At 63.9% G+C, this 20,840-nt stretch carries 17 protein-coding genes; 12 read left to right on the top strand and 5 right to left on the bottom strand.

What is annotated here, in order from left to right:
- Position 1 precedes the first annotated feature (1 nt).
- From ACIPY2_RS04330 to ACIPY2_RS04320, 3 genes are read left to right on the top strand one after another with little or no spacing between them, the layout of a single operon-like run.
- Positions 2–691 carry a hypothetical protein gene (locus ACIPY2_RS04330; protein WP_400265150.1) on the top strand — a complete coding sequence of 230 codons (690 nt, stop codon included), beginning with the start codon at positions 2–4 and terminating at the stop codon, positions 689–691.
- On the top strand, positions 672–2,048 hold the full coding sequence (locus ACIPY2_RS04325; RefSeq protein ID WP_400265149.1) for an O-antigen ligase family protein: 1,377 nt from the start codon (positions 672–674) through the stop codon (positions 2,046–2,048). Before ACIPY2_RS04330 ends, ACIPY2_RS04325 begins: the two co-directional genes overlap by 20 nt.
- Positions 2,049–2,052: 4 nt before the next feature.
- Positions 2,053–3,378, top strand: coding sequence for a hypothetical protein (locus tag ACIPY2_RS04320; protein ID WP_400265148.1), 1,326 nt, complete (start codon positions 2,053–2,055; stop codon positions 3,376–3,378).
- Here the strand turns inward: ACIPY2_RS04320 and ACIPY2_RS04315 are convergent, their stop codons facing one another.
- The 3 genes from ACIPY2_RS04315 to rfbB form a co-directional block, all read right to left on the bottom strand.
- On the bottom strand, positions 3,379–6,102 hold the full coding sequence (locus ACIPY2_RS04315) for a WecB/TagA/CpsF family glycosyltransferase (RefSeq protein ID WP_400265147.1): 2,724 nt from the start codon (positions 6,100–6,102) through the stop codon (positions 3,379–3,381). It abuts the gene before it with no gap.
- Positions 6,103–6,321: 219 nt separating this feature from the next.
- Entirely contained in the window at positions 6,322–7,731 is a 1,410-nt protein-coding gene (locus ACIPY2_RS04310; protein WP_400265146.1) for a sugar nucleotide-binding protein, read from the bottom strand.
- 5 nt (positions 7,732–7,736) lie between these two features.
- Positions 7,737–8,735 (bottom strand): dTDP-glucose 4,6-dehydratase, encoded by a 999-nt coding sequence (rfbB, locus tag ACIPY2_RS04305; protein ID WP_400265145.1) that lies wholly within the window; start codon positions 8,733–8,735, stop codon positions 7,737–7,739.
- Between the two features lie 54 nt (positions 8,736–8,789).
- Between rfbB and rfbA the strand changes: the two genes are divergently transcribed.
- Positions 8,790–9,656, top strand: a complete 867-nt coding sequence (gene rfbA, locus ACIPY2_RS04300) for a glucose-1-phosphate thymidylyltransferase RfbA (protein WP_400265144.1) — start codon at positions 8,790–8,792, stop codon at positions 9,654–9,656.
- A gap of 34 nt (positions 9,657–9,690) precedes the next feature.
- Here the strand turns inward: rfbA and ACIPY2_RS04295 are convergent, their stop codons facing one another.
- Positions 9,691–10,623: an aldo/keto reductase gene (locus ACIPY2_RS04295; protein ID WP_400265143.1), complete on the bottom strand. Its 933-nt coding sequence runs from the start codon at positions 10,621–10,623 to the stop codon at positions 9,691–9,693.
- Positions 10,624–10,674: 51 nt separating this feature from the next.
- Here ACIPY2_RS04295 and ACIPY2_RS04290 point away from each other — a divergent pair, with 51 nt between their 5' ends.
- The gene (locus tag ACIPY2_RS04290) at positions 10,675–11,508 is read left to right on the top strand and encodes an undecaprenyl-diphosphate phosphatase (protein ID WP_400265142.1); all 834 of its coding nucleotides are present in this window, start codon (positions 10,675–10,677) and stop codon (positions 11,506–11,508) included.
- Between the two features lie 15 nt (positions 11,509–11,523).
- Complete coding sequence (gene mshC, locus ACIPY2_RS04285) at positions 11,524–12,804, top strand: cysteine--1-D-myo-inosityl 2-amino-2-deoxy-alpha-D-glucopyranoside ligase (RefSeq protein WP_400265141.1); 1,281 nt, start codon at positions 11,524–11,526, stop codon at positions 12,802–12,804.
- 14 nt (positions 12,805–12,818) lie between these two features.
- Here mshC and ACIPY2_RS04280 read toward each other — a convergent pair whose 3' ends face one another.
- Complete coding sequence (locus ACIPY2_RS04280) at positions 12,819–13,724, bottom strand: PAC2 family protein (protein WP_400265140.1); 906 nt, start codon at positions 13,722–13,724, stop codon at positions 12,819–12,821.
- A gap of 122 nt (positions 13,725–13,846) precedes the next feature.
- Between ACIPY2_RS04280 and ACIPY2_RS04275 the strand changes: the two genes are divergently transcribed.
- The 6 genes from ACIPY2_RS04275 (at position 13,847) to ACIPY2_RS04250 (ending at position 20,796) form a co-directional block, all read left to right on the top strand.
- Complete coding sequence (locus ACIPY2_RS04275) at positions 13,847–14,566, top strand: HAD family hydrolase (protein WP_400265139.1); 720 nt, start codon at positions 13,847–13,849, stop codon at positions 14,564–14,566.
- A complete protein-coding gene (locus tag ACIPY2_RS04270; protein WP_400265138.1) occupies positions 14,567–15,730 on the top strand; it encodes a site-2 protease family protein in 1,164 nt (387 codons plus the stop codon).
- 111 nt (positions 15,731–15,841) lie between these two features.
- On the top strand, positions 15,842–16,900 hold the full coding sequence (locus ACIPY2_RS04265) for a tRNA (adenine-N1)-methyltransferase (protein ID WP_400265137.1): 1,059 nt from the start codon (positions 15,842–15,844) through the stop codon (positions 16,898–16,900).
- A gap of 97 nt (positions 16,901–16,997) precedes the next feature.
- Positions 16,998–18,806 (top strand): proteasome ATPase, encoded by a 1,809-nt coding sequence (gene arc, locus ACIPY2_RS04260; RefSeq protein WP_400265136.1) that lies wholly within the window; start codon positions 16,998–17,000, stop codon positions 18,804–18,806.
- A complete protein-coding gene (gene dop / locus ACIPY2_RS04255) occupies positions 18,803–20,476 on the top strand; it encodes a depupylase/deamidase Dop (RefSeq protein ID WP_400265135.1) in 1,674 nt (557 codons plus the stop codon). Before arc ends, dop begins: the two co-directional genes overlap by 4 nt.
- Positions 20,477–20,592: 116 nt before the next feature.
- Positions 20,593–20,796: a ubiquitin-like protein Pup gene (locus ACIPY2_RS04250; protein WP_400265134.1), complete on the top strand. Its 204-nt coding sequence runs from the start codon at positions 20,593–20,595 to the stop codon at positions 20,794–20,796.
- Positions 20,797–20,840 lie beyond the last annotated feature (44 nt).

Raw genomic sequence — 20,840 nt, 5'->3', positions numbered from 1 at the left:
CATGACAGCAGCCACTTTCCTGGGCATCCTCCTTCGCCGCTGGTACATCGTGGCCCTCGGGCTGGTGTTGGGGCTCGCGGCTTTGGGGGCCATCCGCTCATCGGAGCCCGTGTTCTGGACCGAAGCGGACGTCACCTTCCTGGCTCCGGAACGGGAACCCGCCTACTGGATCTCAGGTGGCAGTGCCATGACACTGGCCGAATTCGCCGACATGGTCAAGCGCAGGGTCAACCAGGAGGCGCCGTCGGTGGATCTTGCCCTGACCAGGGGGACGCTCTACGGTGCAGGCGTCCAAAAGGGCTTCTCCGTGACCCTGCCAAACAACGGCGGCCAATGGAACAAGACGTACAGCCAACCGGTGTTGAAAGTCCAGGTGGTCGACTCCAGCGCCGAGAACGTCAATCAAGTGCTCGCCGCCCTGCTGGACCGCATCAACAACGCAACTGTGCAACTCCAGGCCGAAGCCTCTGTCAAGGGCGACCTCATCTCAACGCAAACCACACCATCCAAATCCGAGGTGGTTTTCGGCGGCGGTACACCGGTGACCCGGTTGAAAGGAACCGTTGTCCTCGAAGCCCTTTGCCTGGCCGCTACTTCCGTCGCAACCATCTACATCGACCGCGCCCTGCGGCGCCGCAGGCAACGGAAGGAACAATTGCCGGAGGTGGTCCGTGAAGAATCCCGGGTCTGAGACAAACAGCATCCGCACGGCCGTTGCGCTCCAACCCCTGGAACGCAGAGACGTCTCCTCTTTCGTCATCGCCTACCTGCTCCTCAGCTGCGCCATCCCGTCCAACCTGACCATCACCGCGCTCGGATCAGTAGGACGGCCAAGCACCTTGTGCGGCCTGCTCGCCTTCGCCTGGTGGCTCCTCTACCAACTCCAACGGACCACACCGAGCCGCACCGGATCGCAAATGGTGCGCAACGCCATGGCCATCTTCCTTGCCATAGCCCTGACCAGCTACGCCCTGGCAATGCTGCACGGAGTACCCGAACCGGAAGCAAGCCCGGCAGACAGCGGCATCATCCGATTGGCCAGCTGGGCCGGAATCTTCCTCCTCATCAACGACGGCCTGGCCAGCCAACGGACCCTGGTGAAAGTGCTCAGGGCGCTCGTGATGGTGGGAACCGGAACCGCACTGCTGGGCCTTCTCCAGTTCGCCACCGGCTCATCGTTGGTGGACTGGATCGGGTTCCCCGGTTTCAGCGCCGCGACGGAATTATCCGGAGTTCAGTCCCGGGGTGGATTTGTCCGTGCCGCCGGCATGGCCAGCCACCCCCTGGAATACGGCGTCGTCCTCGTCGCAGCCCTCCCCATAGCCATCACCTTCGCCGTTACCGACCACCACAGAGGATGGTTGCTGCGCTGGCTGCCCGCGGCAATCATCTCCGCCGCGGCAGTCCTGTCCGTTTCGCGGTCGGCACTGACGGCCTTCGGGGTGGCCATCATCGCGTTGGTCCCCTCGTGGTCCAAAAAGGTCCGTCGCCGGGCGATGCTCCTGGCGATCGTCCTTGCCGGCGCCTTGTACGTGTTGACCCCCGGCATGCTCGGCACCCTCCGGGGACTGTTCACCGTAGGTACGGCCGACCCCAGCATCAGCTCCCGGACCAGCGCCTACACCACCGCCTTCGGCATGCTGGCCAACAACCCCATAGTCGGGCGTGGCTTCGGAACGTTCCTCCCGGACTACGTGATCGTGGACAACCAGTACCTGGGAATCCTCGTTGAACTCGGAGTGACCGGCCTGCTCGCCTTCCTTGGCCTGATCCTGTGCGCGCTCGCGGCCGCCTGGCGGGCCAGGAAACGCGGAACGGACCCGGCCAGCCGGCAACTGCCGCAGGCCGTCCTGGCCTCCTTGGCAGCCATCGCAGTGACGTTCGCCTTCTTCGACGGGCTCTCCTTCGCCATGTCCGCCAACATGATCTTCTTCATGCTGGGAATTGCCGGAGCCCTGTGGCGGCTGGCCAGGACCGAGGAACCAAGCGGCGTCGACCCTGGCCCGGCAACCGGGCCGCCCCCGGGCCGGCAGAGCAACGGCGGGTAGGCACATGAAAGGCAGGGTAAAGGCAGCGTTGGGAGTCCTGGCCCTGCTATGCCTTGCTGCCACTGCCACCATCAGCGGCGCAACGCCCCTGCCTGACCTGACAGGCATCCCCGCCCGCCAACCTGAGCCCGCAAGGACGCACCCGCCGGGCACGACCCTGCGGGAAGTGGACGGCGGAACAGCCTTCTATGCCAGATTCAGCAACGCCCTTCCCACCGACCCGGGTTACTTCCCGGTGGGCGTCTGGTTCGAAAGCGCCCTGGAAAAGGACTACGTCGCCAAGGACCTGGCAGCTGGCTTGAACACATACGTCGTCCTCACCCCGGACTCGGACCTCGCCTTGGTGAGGCGCTCGGGAATGTACGCGATACCCACCTTCCAGGCTTCCCTCGCCTCCGGTTATGCCCTTGGAGATGAGGTGGACATGTGGGGCGGGGGCGGCGATGCGCCCTGGACCGGCAAGTACCCCGGGGAGGGCGACATCTGCGTCCCCGAGCAAGCGAAGTGCGGTTTCACCGTGCAACAGCAGCTGCGGGCTGCGGCACCGCCCGGAGCCATGGTGTACGCCAACTACGGCAAAGGGGTTACTTTCTGGCTCTCCGATGAACAATCCCAGGCTTTTATCCGCCGGTTCCAGGACGTCGTCTCCGCAGACAACTACTGGTTCACGGACCCCAACATCTGCGCCAAGACTGAAGGGGGAGCCATCAACGGCAACGTACGGGACCTCGACCCGGAAGAATGCCGCCTCGCTGCAAACTACGGTTGGACAGTCGAACGCATCCGCAAACTGGCCGGGGGAGCAGCTCCCGTGTGGGCCTTCGTGGAAGCAGGACACCCGTTCGAGGACTCGCCCGCAGCAACAACCATCACCGGGCCCCAGCTCCGAGCCGCCGTGTGGAGCAGCCTCATCCACGGTGCCCGGGGAATCGTGTACTTCAACCACAGTTTTGGCGGCGACTGCGTCACCCAGCACGTGCTCCGGGATTGTCCCGGTGACGTCCTGCCCGCAGTAACAGCAGTCAACAAGCAGATCAAGGAACTCGCCCCCGTACTCAACTCGCCCTTCCTCGACGGGGCCGCCACAGCCACCGGGCCCGTGGACTCCAGCGCCAGGCTCCACGACGGTAAGGTCTACGTCTTCGCGGGCGCCAACAGGCCGTCCGGCGGCCAGGCGAGCTTCCGGCTCGCATGCGGCGGCACCACCGCCGTCGTCATCGACGAGAACCGGACCATACCGGTCAGCGACGGCACCTTCACAGATACCTTTGCCGACGGCAACACAGTCCACCTCTACCGCATTGAGGGCGGTGGAAGCTGCGGCTTCTGACTATCGGCTGGTATCGTCCCGCTCCCAGCCGGCCTTAAGCGCGTGAGGGCGGGAAGCCCGACGGCGGCCCGCGGCGGCGAACGCGGCGTACACAAGCGCATCGAAGGCCGTCAATGGCCCACGTACTGAAGCCAGCAACTGCCGCAGTGTCCGCGGCCCCGACCCGCCCCCGGAAGCCGCGTCCTGCTGGGCGTTGCCCCTGTAAGTCCTGCGGAGGATGTCCAGCAGGGCTGCCGCCGAACGGGGCGTGCGGACCACCACCGGTACGGTGCCCAGGACAGCTTTCTCGTCAGCTCCGAAGAGACCATCAACGTAGTAGTCATCGGCCGTGAACGTCGGGAAAGTCCCCAAGCGCCGGTGCCCGTCCTCACTGAGCGCGTATACCCCCGCACCCCACAGCGCTCGCAGATTGTCCGGAATACGGTTGCGGGCACGGTAGTAGGCGCGAACGGCGAAGGAAGCGCCGGTGGTGTCGTAACGGAATGCCGGCCGGGCGGCCAGGAGCGGACCGTCAGCCAAGGAGTTCAGTACGGCGGCCACGGCGTCACCCGTCACCTCGATATCCGCATCCAGATACAGGCGGGGCCAGGACCGGGCCGCAGCATCACCGGCATTCAAGGCCGCGGTTTTCGAGGCTTCACCGACTTCCAACACACGCACGCCATCGAACCGCGCGGCAATCGACGCGGTGTCGTCACTGCAGCCATTGCAGGCAACCAGCACCTCGACCGTGCCCCAGTCCAACACTTCCCGCAACGACTCCAGGGTCCTGGCAATAACGGCGGCCTCATTGTGGGCGGGGATAATGACTGTTCCTGATGCAGGCTTTGCCTCGCCCCGGTGCGCGGCCGGCAGCGAATTCCAACGACGGCGGTCCAACAAGGCAAATGCGGCCTGGGAATGTCCGGGTTTGTTGATGCGGGCCACCTCCCCGCCGAGCACCGCCATGCGGAAAGCCCCGCGCTGAACCCTTCCGAGGTACTTCTGCGCATACCTGACACGGTTAACGGACATCAACGCCGTCAACTGCGGTGACGTGCCCGACCCCCCACGCTCATGCCACATCCTTGCCGAGGGTTCGAACCAGATGGACGCACCCCGGTCGCGAACCCGCCTACAATAGTCAGTTTCCTCCGAATAGAGGAAGAACTGCTCGTCCCACACACCCACGGCAGCAGCCACGCCGGCATCCACCAACATAGCCGCGCCCGTTGCCCACTCAACAGGATGGGCGTACTTGTAGCTTTCGGCGTCGAAGTCCATTTCACCCAACCAACCGGGGCGGCCCGGAAGATGGCTGCCCAAGGCGGCGTCACCCATTGCCCTCAGCACTCCCGGCTCACGGCGCAGCGATGGATACACGCTCCCGTCGTCGTCGAGGAGGACAGGGACAACCATGCCGGCCCCCGACAGATCCAAGCGCTGGCGCATGGCCGCAATGGAACCTGCTTCAACACGCAGGTCCGGGTTGAGGATCAAATACGCAGCCGCGCTGCCTGCCGCTTGGACAGCAACGTTGATGCCGCCCGCGTAACCAAGATTGCCGCCCGTTCGCACCACCATGACATCCGGATGCTTGCCAAGGGCCTCAACCGTGCGATGGTCGGGTGAGTTGTCTGCCACCACCACCTTGATCGTGGCAGTCCTGGCGTCAGGACGCAGGCTATCGATCAACGGTCCAATGTCGTCGGCGTTGTTATACGTCACCACGATTACTGCCACGTCAGCAGGCTGCCCCACGGCAGCGAAGGATCCCGGGGCATGGCTGGGGGCATGCCCCGGGACGTCAATGGCGGCCGCACCTCCAAGCGGCCGGGAAGCTGAACCGGTCCGGAACCCGACTCCGCTGTCGCGGCGCAGCCTGACATAGGCCTCAGGGCCATCGACAAGGTAGCGCCGCGCGAGCCTCTTGGGTTCCAACATGAGGCGCCAAGCCCACTCGAGTCCGTTATCAGCCACCCATTCAGGGGCACGCCTGATGTGCCCGGCCAGGAAATCCACCACGGCACCAAAGGCCAGCAACACCTTTGCCCCGGTCAAGTGGCCGAACTCGTTGATCCACAATTCCTGGCGAGGTTTTCCCAGGCCCACCACCAAGATGTCCGGGGCGCTCGCAGCGATGTCCCTTGCCAACTTGTGGGAGGCCTTCCGATCACCGATGACGGACCGCTCCGGAGCCCACCAGCCGGCAATTTCAAGTCCCGGCCGTTCAGCGGAGAACCGCTCCCGGATCAAGTGCTGCGCAGCCTCGGTGCCGCCAAGGAACCCTACTCTGTGCCCGCGTTTTTCAGCCTCGGCCAAGATTGGTTCCACGAGATCGCTTCCCGCCAGCCGTGGCCACGGTATGCCTGTGAGACGCCGGGCCTGCACGGATAGCGGAGCTCCGTCAATCAGGGTCAGCCAACGCACGGCGCGCCCGTCCAAGGTGCCGGACCATCTGCCCCCTGTACCGAAATGGCGTATGTGGTCCAAATTTGCCGAACACACTGCCAACGGTGGCCCTGCCTGGGAGGCCCCGGCCATGATCACCCGGACCGCGTCATCAAAGCCCATGAGGTCAACGTGCGTGCCGCCCAGGATCACGGCAGGCCATTGACCCGCTTCGGCCTCGACAGGCTCGTTGAGTGAAGGTGCCGGTTTGCCGAATGTTGCGTGGCGGCTCCACGGAACCGGGTCCGTTCCGGCACGCCGACGGGCAGAGGGGACGGTGTTTGGCAGCAGCATGATCGGCTCTCCAGACTCGGAGTCTGACGCTCAGGCGTCCAACTCAAGGCGTAAACCATCGACCGGCGATCCCAGGCCGCTGCACTGCCCTGGATCGCCGTGGGCAGCAGGTGCTGCCCTGACCAACTGTTTTCTTGAGTTGTCTCCCGGCCCCGTCCGATCGAGGTGCCGTAGGGCCACTGTAGGACGAATCGTCCTACGCCGCCAGAGCTTGTTCGGCTAAACCTCCGGGCCTTGCAAGTACTCGGTGAGCCGTTTGCCCGCGTCCATGGGACTGTAACCCACGCCTCGGATTTTGCTGAGGTCCAGGGCGCTGTTACGTGGCCGTGGAGCCGTGCCGGCCTTGAAGTATGCTTCGGTGTCCACCGGCGCAACCAGCTCAGGATCGGCCCCGCGCAGCCTGTAGACCTCCCGTGCAATCTCCCACCAGGACTGGACAGGGCCGTCATTGCTGAGATTGTAAGTTCCGTAGGGCGCGCTTGTCTCCAGCAGGTGGCGGATACCGGCGGCAATGTCCACCGCGAACGACAACCGCCCGAATTGGTCGTCGACTACGGAGGGCGCCGCTCCCCGTTCGGCCAGACCGGCCATGGTCCGGACGAAGTTGGCGCCGTCTCCCACCACCCAACTGCTCCGCACGATGTAGTGCCGCGGAACAGTGGCTGCTGCGGCATCACCGGCAGCTTTGCTTTGGCCGTAGACGCCCAGCGGGCTCGGCTGCTCGTCTTCGCTGTGGACGCGGGCGGTTCCGTCAAAGACATAATCGCTGGATATATGGACCAGCGTCAGTGAATGTTCGACGGCGGCCCTGGCCAAACGGGTCACGGAAGCGGCGTTGATGCGCCAGGCATCGGCACGGCCTTCGCTTGTCTCGGCCGCATCCACGCGGGTGTACGCGGCGGCGTTGATGACCGTGGAGTACTTCCGCCAATCCAGTCCGCTGTACGAAGAGCCCGAGCCCAGGTCGAACTGCTCCCGGCCGGCGAAGTCCACTGTTTCGACGTCGTCGAACACCTGCCGCAGGGCCCTTCCCACTTGGCCGTTTGCACCCAGCACCAGCGTGCGCCGGGGCTTCATGGGCTTGACGGCGCCGAGCAACGGGTGCCCGAGATCCTGTGCGGACATGGTGGCCTGGTTCAGGGGGATGGGCCAAGGAACGGCAGCGTCCGGGTCGCCCAGGTTCAGGAATGTGTACTCCGCCTGGGCTCCGGCACTCCAATGGTCGTTGACCAGGTAGGTGTAGGCGGTGTTGTCCTCCAACGTCTGGAAGGCATTGCCGACGCCACGGGGCACGAAGACCGCATCGCCGGGGGTTAACTCGCAAAAGAACACCGTACCGAAGGAAGCACCGTCCCGGAGGTCCACCCATCCACCGAAGATCCTTCCGGAGGCCAGCGAGACGAACTTGTCCCAGGGTTCGGCATGGATGCCCCGCGTCGTGCCGCGAAGGGCGTTGAACGAGATGTTGTTTTGCACGGGACCAAAGTCGGGGAGCCCCAGTGCACCCATTGTGGCGCGGTTCCAGTTCTCCTTGAACCACCCTCGTTCGTCCCCGTGCACCGGGAGCCTGAACAGGAGCAAACCGGGGATGGAAGTGGTGCTGGAGGTGAGGTCGGGTGCATGGCCCATCGGTGTCAGTGGCCTTGCCCTGCGTACTTCAGCTCCGTGCCTGCTTTCTGCGGCCGCCACCAGGATTCGTGCTCCTGGTACCACCGGACGGTGGCCACCAACCCGGCGTCGAAATCGCTGTACCGGGGCGCCCAGCCAAGCTCACGCCGCAGCTTTGCCGAGTCTATGGCGTAGCGGAGGTCATGTCCTGGCCGGTCCGTCACGAGATCGTAAGCATCGGGGGACTTGCCCATCAGCACAAGCAGCTTTTCCACCACCGTACGGTTGGACAATTCACCGTCGGCCCCGATCAAGTACGTCTCGCCGGGCTTGCCGTGCTCCAGGATCGCGGCCACGGCGGAGGAGTGGTCCTCCACATGGATCCAGTCGCGGACGTTACGGCCTTCGCCGTACAGCCGCGGCCTGATGCCGTCCAGGATGTTGGTGATCTGCCGCGGTATGAACTTCTCAACATGCTGGTACGGCCCGTAGTTGTTGGAGCAATTGCTGATGGTCGCCCGGAGTCCGAAGGACCGGACCCACGCCCGCACCAGGAGATCCGAGCCGGCCTTCGTTGCGGAATAGGGACTGGTGGGCCGGTAGACGGAGTCCTCGGTGAAGCGGGCCGGGTCGTCCAATGCAAGGTCGCCATAGACCTCATCGGTTGATACGTGGTGGAAACGCGTCCCGTGCCGCCTCGCCGCCTCGATAAGGGTGTAGGTGCCAACAAGGTTGGTATCCACAAATGGCCGGGGGTCCTGCAGCGAATTGTCGTTGTGGGATTCGGCGGCAAAATGCACCACGGCGTCCACGTCGGAAGTCAGTCCGTCAACGAGCTCGGCGTCGCAGATATCCCCTTTGACGAACTCGAACCGCGTGCCCGGGAGGCCTTCCAGGGATTCGATATTTCCGGCGTAGGTCAATTTGTCAAGGACAGTGACATGGAGGCTGCTGTGGCCCATGATGTAGTGGACAAAGTTGCATCCAATGAATCCGGCGCCGCCGGTGACAAGGATTCTCTGCATGGCGATAGCGTAGCCGCCGCGAGGGGCCAACCGGCAGGGGAGGGGACGGCAAATATGCGAGGAATTATTCTGGCCGGAGGAACAGGCTCAAGGCTCCATCCAATTACGCTCGGAATCAGCAAACAATTGGTGCCTGTTTTCGATAAGCCGATGATCTATTACCCCTTGTGCACTCTCATGCTGGCCGGAATACGCGACATCTTGGTGATCACCACCCCATCCGATGCCGCGCAATTCGAAAACCTCCTGGGTGACGGCTCCCAATTCGGCATTTCCCTGAGCTATGCGCAGCAGCCGACGCCCGATGGCTTGGCCCAGGCGTTCATCCTCGGCGAAGGCCATATTGGCAGCGGCAAAGTTGCCCTCATCCTTGGAGACAACATCTTCAACGGTCCTGGCATGGGTGCGCAGCTTCGCCGATACAACGACGTCGACGGCGGCGCCATCTTCGGTTACTGGGTCAAGGATCCCACCGCCTATGGCGTAGTGGAGTTCGACGACGACGGCCTGGCGGTTTCCATTGAGGAGAAACCTGCGCAGCCCAAGAGCAATTACGCAGTCCCCGGCTTGTACTTTTATGACAACGATGTGGTCGCCATGGCCAAGGAGCTTCAGCCGTCAGCGCGCGGCGAACTGGAAATCACGGACATCAACCGGAGGTACATGGAGCTTGGGAGGCTGCATGTGCAGAAATTCCCGCGGGGCACCGCCTGGCTGGACACGGGAACGTTCGGTGACCTCAATGATGCGTCCAACTACGTCCGAACCACGGAAAACCGGCAGGGCCTGAAGATCGGCGCCCCGGAGGAAGTGGCCTGGCGGATGGGCTACTTGGACGACGACGGTCTCCGCCAGCAAGCAGCCAAGCTCGCCAAGAGCGGTTACGGCAGCTATCTGCTCGACATCCTCGACCGGCGATAGCGGAAACTACGACGACGGCGCCCGCTGTGGGCGGTTAGTTTGCGGAAACGTCTTCCAGTGCGCGCGCAATTTCGGCGGGCAGGACTGAGAGCTGGGCGTCCAGCAACTCCTTCAGCTGCACGGCATTCCGGGCTCCGACGATCGCAGTTGATACTCCAGGGCGTGAGAGCAACCAGCTCAAGGAGACATCCACGGGAGTGCGGCCCAGACCCCGGGCCGCCATGGCCACAGCTTCCACCACACGGGAGGCGCGAGGTTCCAGGTATGGTTCCACATAGGCCGCCAGGCGCCCTTGGGCGCCGCGCGAATCCGAAGGTATCTGGCCACGGTACTTGCCGGTCAAAACACCGCGTCCCAGTGGCGCCCAGGCCATGAGGCCGAGGCCGGCGTCCTCCACCGCGGGGATCAGCTCTTCTTCCGGCCGCCGGTTGAGCAACGAGTACTCCGACTGGTTCGCCACCAAGGTGAATCCGGCAACGGCCGCGGCTTTGGCCGTCTGCCAACCGTTGTAGTTGGAAATGCCCACATAGCGGGCCCGGCCTGTCCGCTGGGCCAGCTCCAGCGCTGACAGGGTCTCGTCCAGGGGCACGTTGGGGTCCCATTCGTGAACGAACCAGATATCGATGTAGTCGGTGCCCAACCGAGCCAGGCTCGCGTCAAGCGCCGCCAGCATGGCACCGCGCGAGGCATTGACACTGCGCCGGGACTCCGACTGGGATACGCCGGCCTTCGTGGAAATTACCACTTCGGAACGCGCCACCACATCGCCCAGCATGGAACCCAGCATCGCCTCTGCCTGGCCTTGACCATATGAGGCGGCTGTGTCGATCACGGTGCCACCGGCGTCAACAAACAGGCGCAACAGCTCGGCGGCGTCCTGTTCGTCGGTCTCCTGGGCCCAGGACATGGTTCCGAGGGACAAAGAGGACACGCGGAACCCGCTGTTCCCGACATAACGCTGCTGCATGCTGATAGCTTACGGGGAGTTCCCATACTTCATGACGTAGGGTCTATTCACGTGAACTGGATAGAAGCAGCCTTCCTGGGCCTTGTTCAAGGCCTCACCGAATTCCTCCCGATCTCCTCGAGCGCGCACCTGCGGATCGTGGGCTCGTTCCTGCCGAATGCTTCGGATCCGGGCGCGGCCTTCACGGCCATTACGCAGCTGGGCACCGAGACCGCGGTGATCGTGTACTTCTGGCGCGACATTGTCCGTATCATCAAGGCCTGGTTCGGGTCCCTGACCGGCAAAGTGGCGCGCGACAACCCCGACGCACGCATGGGATGGCTGGTGATCCTCGGCAGCATCCCTATCGTCGTCCTGGGCCTGTTGTTCCAGGACCAGATCGAGTCCGTGTTCCGGAGCATGTGGCTTGTTGCCACGATGCTGATCGTGTTCGGCATGATCCTTGCGGTTGCGGATGCCATCGGCCGGCAAGATCGGGATCTTTCCCAATTGACCTACAAGCACGGCATCCTTTACGGCTTCGCGCAAGCAATGGCCTTGATCCCCGGTGTTTCGCGCTCAGGCGGCACCATCACGGCCGGCCTTCTTATGGGCTACACCCGTGAGGCCGCCGCACGGTATTCGTTCCTTCTCGCCATTCCTGCGGTCTTCGGCAGCGGCTTATACCAGTTGTACAAAACCGTTTCCAAGGAGGGCCTTGCAGGACCTTACGGCCTCCCGGAAACCGCGCTGGCCACGGTCATCGCCTTCGTCGTTGGTTTCGTCATCATCGGCTGGTTCCTGAAGTTTGTCTCCACCCGCAGCTACAGGCTCTTCGTTTGGTACCGGATCCTGCTGGGCCTGGCGTTGTATGTCCTGCTCGGTTTCGGTGTGATCAGTGCCTAGCACTAAGGTTGAGTCGTGAAATCGTGGATCTCCCGCCCTGTTCCTGAGCTGCCCGGCAGCCTGCCGCCGCTGCACCTTTTCGACACCGCCCTTGGCCGCGTCGTCGAGCTTGAGCCGCAGGAGGAGCAATCCATGTATGTCTGCGGAATCACGCCATACGACGCCACGCATATGGGCCATGCAGCCAGCTACGTGGCTTTCGACCTCCTGAACCGCGCGTGGCGGGACGCGGGGACCCGCGTGGCTTATGTCCAGAACGTGACCGACGTCGATGATCCGCTCCTTGAGCGGGCACAGGCGACGGGCGTGGATTGGCGCGAGCTCGCGGCCAGCCAGATCGAGTTGTTCCACACCGACATGGACGCCCTTAACGTCCTGGCCCCGGATCACTACATCGGAGCGGTGGAGGCTATCCCCGAAATCGTTCCCGCCATCGAGAAGCTCATCGCGGACGGCGTGGCCTACCGCGTCCCGGGCACCAAGGGCGAACCGGACGGGGATGTCTATTACGACGTCGAGCTGGCGGGGAAGCAGTCCTCCGCCACCGACGCGTGGACCCTGGGCGACGTATCGGGCCTCGGCGAGTCAGAGATGCTGGCGCTGTTTGCCGAACGCGGAGGCGATCCCGACCGGCCCGGAAAGCGGCAGGCACTCGATCCGCTCCTGTGGCGGGTGGCGCGCGAAGGAGAGCCGAGCTGGCCCGGTGCCAGCCTGGGGGACGGCCGTCCCGGATGGCACATTGAGTGTACGGTCATCGCCCAGAAATACCTGCCGGCTCCGTTCACTGTCCAAGGTGGCGGATCAGACCTTGTGTTCCCGCACCATGAAATGGGAGCCGGCCACGCCTACTCCCTCTCACACGTCCCGCTGGCCCGCCACTACGCCCACGCGGGCATGGTGGGCCTTGACGGCGAGAAGATGAGCAAGTCCAAGGGAAACCTGGTGCTCGTGTCCAAGCTCCGTGCGGAGGGCGAGGAACCTGCCGCTATCCGTTTGGCCATCCTTGCCCACCACTACCGCTCCGACTGGTCCTGGACTGCCGAGGACTTCGCAGCTGCAAAGGAAAGGCTGGCAGTCTGGCGGGAAGCCGCGGCCAAGGCACCGGCCGCTTCGGCCGGACCCCTTGTGGCCGCGATGCGGTCGGAACTGGCAAACGATCTCAACGCTCCGGGGGCAGTTGCCGCCGTCGACCACTGGGCCCAGGCCGCCCTTGCGGCCGAAGGCGGGGAGACCTCCGCGACCGACGGCGCCCTGGTGAGCGACGCAGTCAACGCGCTGCTCGGCGTCGAACTTTAGCGGCCGGGCAGGAGCTACGGGCGGTCCTTTCCGCGCCGTTTGAGGTACCGCTCGAATTCCCGCGCAATCGATTCTCCGGAGGCTTCGGGAAGATCCGCGGTGTCCTTTGCTTCCTCCAACTGCCTCACGTAGGCCGCGATCTCCGGGTCCTCGGTGGCGAGTTCGTCGACTCCACGTTCCCAGGCTTCCGACTCCTCCGCCAGGGCCCGGCTGTCAACGGGAACCTGGAGCAGGTCCTCGATCTTGTGGAGGATTGCGAGCTGCGCTTTGGGGGAGGGCGGTTGCGCGACATAGTGGGGGACTGCAGCCCACAAGGAGACGGTGGGCAGCCCGGCAAGCATGGCGAACTCACCAAGCACTCCCACGATTCCAACCGGCCCCTCGTACTGGGAGGCCTCCAGGTTCAGCCGCTCCCGCAATGAGTTGTCCTCCGTGGTTGTGCTCACGGGGATCGGGCGGCTGTGCGGAACATCGGCCAGCAGCGCGCCGACAAGAATGACGGAATCAACCTTGAGCGCCTCGGCGTGCACCAAGAGCTCGGTGGTGTAGGCGCGCCAGCGGTACGACGGCTCGGTGCCCAGGACGAACACCACGTCCACGTTGCTGTCCGGAACGGAGGCCTTGTAAATCCGCGTTGACGGCCATTTCACCTTCCGCGCACCCGACGACGTGCGGCGCACGGTGGGGCGGGTGAATTGGAAGTCGTAGTACTCCTCGGCATCCACCGTGCCGACCTTCTTGCCGTCCCACAGTTTGTTCAAGTAGTGCAAAGCGTCGCTGGCGGCTTCGCCGGCGTCATTCCATCCTTCGAAAGCAGCGATCATCACGGTGACACGTTGGCCTTCAGCGGGTTCCTTGAGGAAACGCTCAGGCTCTGCAGCGGTGTCCTGTCCTTCGGGGTTCCCGTCCACACTGTTCATCCACTCACCCTACGTCCAAGACCCTCGTGGATGCATGGCATTTCATGCGGGCGCGTGTCCGGTATTCGCCCACAGCGCAGGCCCGGCGAGCTCCACTCCCGGTTCCACGTAGACTTGAAGCCATGCATTCCTCACCCAGCCAGCCCTCCCTCAAAGCCGTGCTCTGGGATATGGATGGCACGCTCGTGGACACTGAACCGTACTGGATCACCGCGGAGCACGCTTTGGTCGAAGCCCATGGCGGTACGTGGTCGCACGGTCAGGCAATGCAATTGGTGGGGCAGTCCCTGATGCATTCGGCCGCCATCCTGCAGTCGGCCGGCGTCGCGATGGAAGCACGTGCGATCGTCGATCACCTCAGCGCCCAGGTGATCCGTCAAGTCCGCCAGGAGGTTCCGTGGCGGCCGGGAGCGCGGGAATTGCTCGAGGACCTCCACCAGTCAGGAATCCGCTGCGCCCTGGTCACCATGTCCGAAGGTCCACTGGCAAGCGTCGTTGTCGGCAGCCTCCCCAAGCCTTACTTCGAGTTCCTGGTCACCGGAGACACCGTGCGTAACGGAAAGCCACATCCGGAGGCTTATCTCACTGCCGTGGACCGTCTGCGCCTTGACGATGACGACCTCAAGCTGGAGCAGTGCGTTGCCTTGGAAGATTCTGTTCCCGGAGCTACGGCGGCCATGGCCTCCGGCGTGGTCACAGTGGGCGTGCCCCACCAAGTGCCCCTTCCCGAGGATGAGCGGATGGTCATCTGGGACACCCTCGCAGGAAAGTCGACGGCGGACCTCGTCCGGCTGGTCAGTGAACGCCCGGCCCCGCAAAGCCTGCTTGAAGGGGCCAACTAAGTGAGCAGTCCCTCCGCGCCACATCACGCTGCCACCAAGAAGGACGGCATACCGCTCGGCAGGATTGCGGGCATCCCGGTTTACCTTGCCTATTCGTGGTTTGTCATCGCGGCCTTTACGGTGATCGTTTACGGTCCCGTGCTCATGCACGACATCCGCGGTCTTGGGATCTGGGCCTACCTTGTGGCCTTTGGGTACTCTGTCCTGCTCGCCGTCTCGGTGCTGATCCATGAGTTGGCGCATGCCCTGAGCGCCAAGGCCTTCAAATGGCCAACCGAGAAAATTGTGTTGAACCTATGGGGCGGGCACACGCAGTTCGAGAACTTTACGGCTTCCCCTGGCAGGGCCGTCATCGTTGCCATGGCAGGTCCGGCCGCAAACTTCCTGCTTGCCGGCGTCCTGGCACCCTTCGTCATCAGCAGGTCCTTCGACGGCGTGGCGGACATCTTGGCGAACATCCTGATGTGGGCCAATCTCCTGATCGGCATCTTCAATGTCTTGCCAGGAACACCACTCGATGGTGGCCGCCTGGTCGAATCAGCCGTGTGGAAAGCAACGGGCAGCCAAGACAAGGGCACTATCGCGGCGGGCTGGTCCGGACGGGCGATCGCTGCCGCCCTTTTCATTTGGTTTATCGTGCGGCCGGTCCTGTCGGGCGACGGCCTGGACATCACCTTCGCCATGGTCACCATCCTCGTTTGCGGGTTCCTTTGGATGGGTGCCTCCAGCTCCATCCAGCACGGCCGCCTGCGGAGCCGCCTTTACCTGGTCAGCGCTGCCGGCCTGGCGGATCCCGCCGTCGGAATAGCGAATTCAGCCAGCGTGGCCGACGCGCTGGCTGTCGCGCCGGCCGGAAGTCCCGCCGTCGTCATCTGCGGGCCGGACGGCAAGCCACAGGGAGTAGTGGACCCGCAGGCAGCTTCCGCGGTGCCGCCGGAAGCACTGGCGACGACGCCGGTCACGGCCGTCGCGCATGCACTTGCCGCCGGCGCTTACGTACCGGAGTGGTCGAAGGGCCAGGAATTGATCCAATATCTGGCAAAGCTCGAAGGAGGCGAGTACGCGGTGGTTGACCACAACGGCTACGTCACCGGATTGCTTCGCCAGCAGGCGGTAGTGACCGCCATAACAGGCAAAGAAGCCCGCCGCAGCGGGCGCGCCTGACACCCTTGCCGGTAGAGTTACGTGCCGGCCGTAAAAAAGACCAACGAATTTTTGGCGCCCGTAAGGCAGCAAGACGCGGCGGCCCAGCCGCCCAGGAGCGAGGAACACCACATGAGCAGCGAAACCGCCGCGGAAACAAGCGCAGGCACCCAGGCAACAACGGGCGCGCCAGCGCAACCAACGGGTGCAGCACGCAGGCGGGGTCCTTTCCGTGTGGGAGAACGTGTTCAGCTCACCGATGAGCGCGGCCGCATGAACACCATCACCCTTGAGGTTGGCGGAGCCTTCCACACGCACCGGGGATACCTGAACCACGACGAAATCATCGGCAAGGTGGACGGCTCGGTGGTGAGCAACAACATCGGCCAGCAGTACCAGACCCTGCGTCCGCTCCTGTCCGACTTTGTACTGTCCATGCCGCGCGGCGCCGCTGTTGTCTACCCGAAGGACGCCGCGCAGATCGTCACCATGGCCGATATCTTCCCGGGCGCCCGCGTCGTGGAAGCCGGAGTCGGCTCCGGTGCCTTGTCCATCTCGCTGCTCCGCGCCGTCGGCGACGGCGGCTACCTCCATTCGTTCGAACGGCGTGAAGAGTTCGCCGACATCGCCCGCGGTAATGTCGAAACCATTTTCGGTGGTCCGCACCCGGCTTGGCAGATCTCCCTGGGCGACTTCCAGGAAGAGGTCGTCAAGGCCGAAGAACCCGGCTCCATCGACCGCGTGGTGCTGGACATGCTGGCACCGTGGGAGTGCCTCGACGCCGTGGCCACTGTCCTCGCGCCCGGTGGCGTATGGATCAACTACGTCGCCACTGTGACGCAGCTTTCCCGGACTGCGGAAGCAATCCGGGCCGACGGCCGTTTCACCGAGCCCGATGCCTGGGAATCCATGGTCCGCGGCTGGCACCTCGAAGGACTGGCCGTCCGTCCGGACCACCGAATGGTGGCACACACCGGATTCCTGCTGGTAACGCGGCGGCTGGCCGACGGCGTGACGGGCATTTCCGTCAAGCGCCGCCCGTCAAAGACCGAGTTCAGCGAAGAAGACCTGAACGCATGGACGCCCGGGGCGGTCGGGGAGCGTTCGGTCTCCGACAAGAAACTGCGGCGCGCGGCGCGCGATGCCATTGCCGGAACAAACGTCCAGGACGACCCCCCGGTCACAAACTGACAAAGGTCACAATAGGGTCCGCATTCCGGATGTCACCCAGCACCCTGAGCTTTTCGGGACTAAGGTCTTGTTAAGCGCAGGAAGGGGCTGATGAATCGTGGATACGTCGAACAACGACATTGGACGGCCGACGCCGGAAGAAGCAAACGCCGCAGCGGAAGAGGCTGCCCGCCGAAGGCTCGCAGCCATCCAACCGCCAGACCCTTCGAGCGAACTCACGGTTGCCGAACGGCAGATCAACATCCTTCGGGACAAGCTTCGCCACATCGATCGGCAGCTCGCCGCCGCCACCCAGAACAACACCAAACTGGTTTCCATGCTGGAAACCGCCAAGGCCGAAATCCTCCGGTTGAAAGGCGCCCTGGAGCAGGAAGGCCAGCCGCCGTACAGCTTCGGAACCGTAGTGCAGATCAACCCGCGCCGCCAGCCGACAGCCGGAAATTCCGGCCAGGCGGCCACGGAAGAGTCGGTTGATATTTTCAACGCGGGCCGGAAGATGCGCGTCGGCATCAGCCCGTTGGTCAACGTCAACCAACTCGCGGTCGGCCAGGAAGTGCTGTTGAACGAGGCCCTCCTTGTGGTGGCAGGGCTCGGTTACGAACGTGCTGGTGAGCTGGTGACGCTCAAGGAACTGCTGGGGAAGGACCGTGCCCTGGTAGTGGGCCGCGCGGACGAGGAACGCGTGGTCCGGTTGTCAGGTGCCCTGCAGAGCGTCCATCTGAAGGTGGGCGATGCCCTGTCGCTTGACTCCCGCACCGGATATGCCCTGGAAAAGGTTCCGCGTGCCGAGGTCGAGAACCTGGTGCTGGAAGAAGTACCGGACATCACGTACCAGGACATCGGTGGCCTTGGACCCCAGATCGAGCAGATCCGCGACGCCGTCGAATTACCGTTCCTCCACCCCGACCTGTACCGCGAGCATGGCCTCAAGGCGCCCAAGGGCATCCTGCTCTACGGCCCCCCGGGCTGCGGCAAGACCCTCATTGCCAAGGCCGTGGCCAACTCACTGGCCGCCCGTGCCGCCGAGCGCGCCGGGAACACGGATCTCAAGAGCTACTTCCTGAACATCAAGGGGCCGGAGCTCCTGGACAAGTACGTCGGCGAAACCGAACGGCACATCCGGCTGATCTTTGCCCGGGCCCGCGAGAAGGCCTCGGACGGCAGCCCGGTTGTGGTGTTCTTCGATGAGATGGATTCCCTGTTCCGAACCCGCGGCACCGGCGTGTCCTCCGACGTCGAAACCACCATCGTTCCGCAGCTGCTCAGCGAGATCGACGGCGTGGAGCGCCTGGATAACGTCATCGTGATCGGTGCCTCCAACCGCGAGGACATGATCGACCCCGCCATCCTGCGGCCCGGTCGACTGGACGTGAAGGTTAAGATCCAGCGGCCCGACGCCGAAGCCGCAGCAGATATCTTCGGCAAGTACATCACCACGGACCTGCCGTTCCATGCCCAGGACCTGGCCGAGTACGGCGGTGACGTGCAGGCCACCGTGGATGCCATGATCCAGCGGACCGTCGAAGCCATGTACTCCACGGAGAAGTCCAACGAGTACCTTGAGGTCACGTACGCCAATGGCGATACCGAGATGCTCTACTTCAAGGACTTCAACTCCGGAGCCGTGGTCCAGAACGTGGTTGACCGTGCCAAGAAGTACGCCATCAAGGACCTGCTGACCAACCATCAGAAGGGTCTGCGCATCGATCACCTGCTGCGTGCGGTGGTGGACGAGTTCCGTGAGCACGAGGACATGCCGAACACCACCAACCCGGACGACTGGGCGCGGATTTCCGGCAAGAAGGGCGAACGGATCACCTACATCCGTACCATCGTGCAGGGGAAGGCGGGCCAGGAACCCGGAAAGTCCATTGAAACCACTGCCAACACGGGCCAGTACCTGTGACGGCTGGATCCGAAGGAACGCCCCAGGAGAAGCTGCCGGCAGGCGGGGCCATGCGCGTCATGGGCTCGGAGACGGAGTATGGCATCCATGCTCCGTCCGCGCCCGGCGCAAATGCCACCATGATGTCTGCCCGGATCATCCAGGCCTACGCCACGGTCACCAGGCAACGCGCAGCGGGTGGCGCGGAAACCAGGTGGGACTACACCGACGAGGAGCCGCTCCACGACGCCCGCGGCTGGACCTTGGAGCGTTCCGCCGCGGACCCCAGCCAGCTCACCGACCAGCCGCCGGTGCTCGACGCCGAGGCTGTCGCCCTGGCCTATGGACGGCAGGAGCTCGAACTCGACGGGGCAGACGAGTCCGGCTCGCTCCTGATGAACATGGTCCTCGGCAACGGAGCACGGCTCTATGTCGACCACGCCCACCCCGAGTACTCAAGCCCGGAGGTGACCAACCCCAGGGACGCCGTCATCTGGGATGCGGCCGGAGACCTCGTTGCCCTTGCAACCGTGCGGAAGGTCGCGACGGATACCTCCCTCCCGCCGATCAACTTGTACAAGAACAATACGGACAACAAGGCCGTCTCCTACGGTTCACACGAGAACTACCTCATGCCGCGATCGGTTCCTTTCGGAGACATCATCCGTGGGTTGACGCCGTTCTTCGTCTCGCGCCAGGTTGTCTGTGGCGCCGGCCGTGTGGGCCGCGGCCAGGACAGTTCCACTTCCGGCTACCAGATCAGCCAGCGGGCGGACTTCTTCGAGGCCGAAGTTGGCCTGGAGACCACCATCCGCAGGCCGATCATCAACACGCGGGATGAACCGCATGCCACCGCGGACAAGTACCGGCGCCTGCACGTCATCATTGGCGACGCCAATCTGAGCCAGGTATCCAACTACCTTAAGTTCGGGACCACGGCCATGGTGTTGAGCCTCATCGAGGCCGGGCAGGCTCCGCGGATCGAGGTCCATGAGCCCGTCCAGGCACTCCAGTCGATCAGCCACGACACCACTCTCGCCGCCAAGGTCAGGCTCCTCGATGGCAGGCAGGTGACAGCACTTGACCTGCAGTGGATGTATTTCGAAGCCGCAGCCAAACTGGCCCAGGAAACCGGGGTTGCCGATTCCGTCGCTGGGGACGGACATACGCATGGCGTGCTTTCGCAATGGGAAGCCACACTGACCGCATTGGGCAACGATCCGTCGTCTGCGGCTTCTTCGGTGGAGTGGGTGGCCAAGAAGTCGATCCTTGAGGGTTACCGCAATCGCGATGGCCTGGAATGGAACGACGCCCGGCTTGGCCTGGTGGATCTTCAATGGTCCGACATTCGGCCCGAGAAGGGCCTTTACTACAGACTGCTGTCCAAGGACAGGATGAAGCGGATTGTCGACGACGCCGACATCGCCCGGGCGGTTGGCGAACCGCCGTCGGACACACGTGCCTACTTCCGGGGACGGTGTGTGTCCAGCTTCGGCAAGGATGTTGTGGGAGCCAGTTGGGATTCAGTGATCTTCGATGTTCCGGGGTTGGGAAAGCTGCAACGCGTCCCCACCCGTGAGCCGTTGCGGGGGACACGCGCGCTGACGGGAGGGCTCTTTGACCGGCACCGGGAAGCGGGTCCGTTCCTGGCGGAATTGCTGGGCCAAAACCCTGCTCCGCCAAGGGGCTGAAACACCGCCCGGCACAACCAAATGGTGCATCGGCAAAGCCGGGCGCAACCACCCGTTGCGTGGCAATATGGCAGTAGGAAGTCCTCATGACGGGGACTGACAGTAGGGAGAAAGAAATGGCAGCTCAGGAGCAGCAGCAACCGCAGGCACGGGACACGGAGACCGAGGTCGACGTTCCGGAGGCTCCTCCGGCGGCGCCCGAGGCCCAGGCCTCCGAGGCAACCCAGGGCGTGGATGACCTTCTTGACGAGATCGACGGCGTACTTGAGTCGAACGCCGAAGAGTTCGTCAGGGCCTTTGTCCAAAAGGGCGGACAGTAGCCCCGGCCCACAACGGATGTAATGCCCGGCAGGCGCGAGGCCGC

Source organism: Paenarthrobacter sp. NPDC089675 (genome assembly GCF_044749185.1).
In the GTDB taxonomy this organism is placed as follows: domain Bacteria; phylum Actinomycetota; class Actinomycetes; order Actinomycetales; family Micrococcaceae; genus Arthrobacter.
This window is presented reverse-complemented; position numbering and strand designations above follow the sequence as displayed.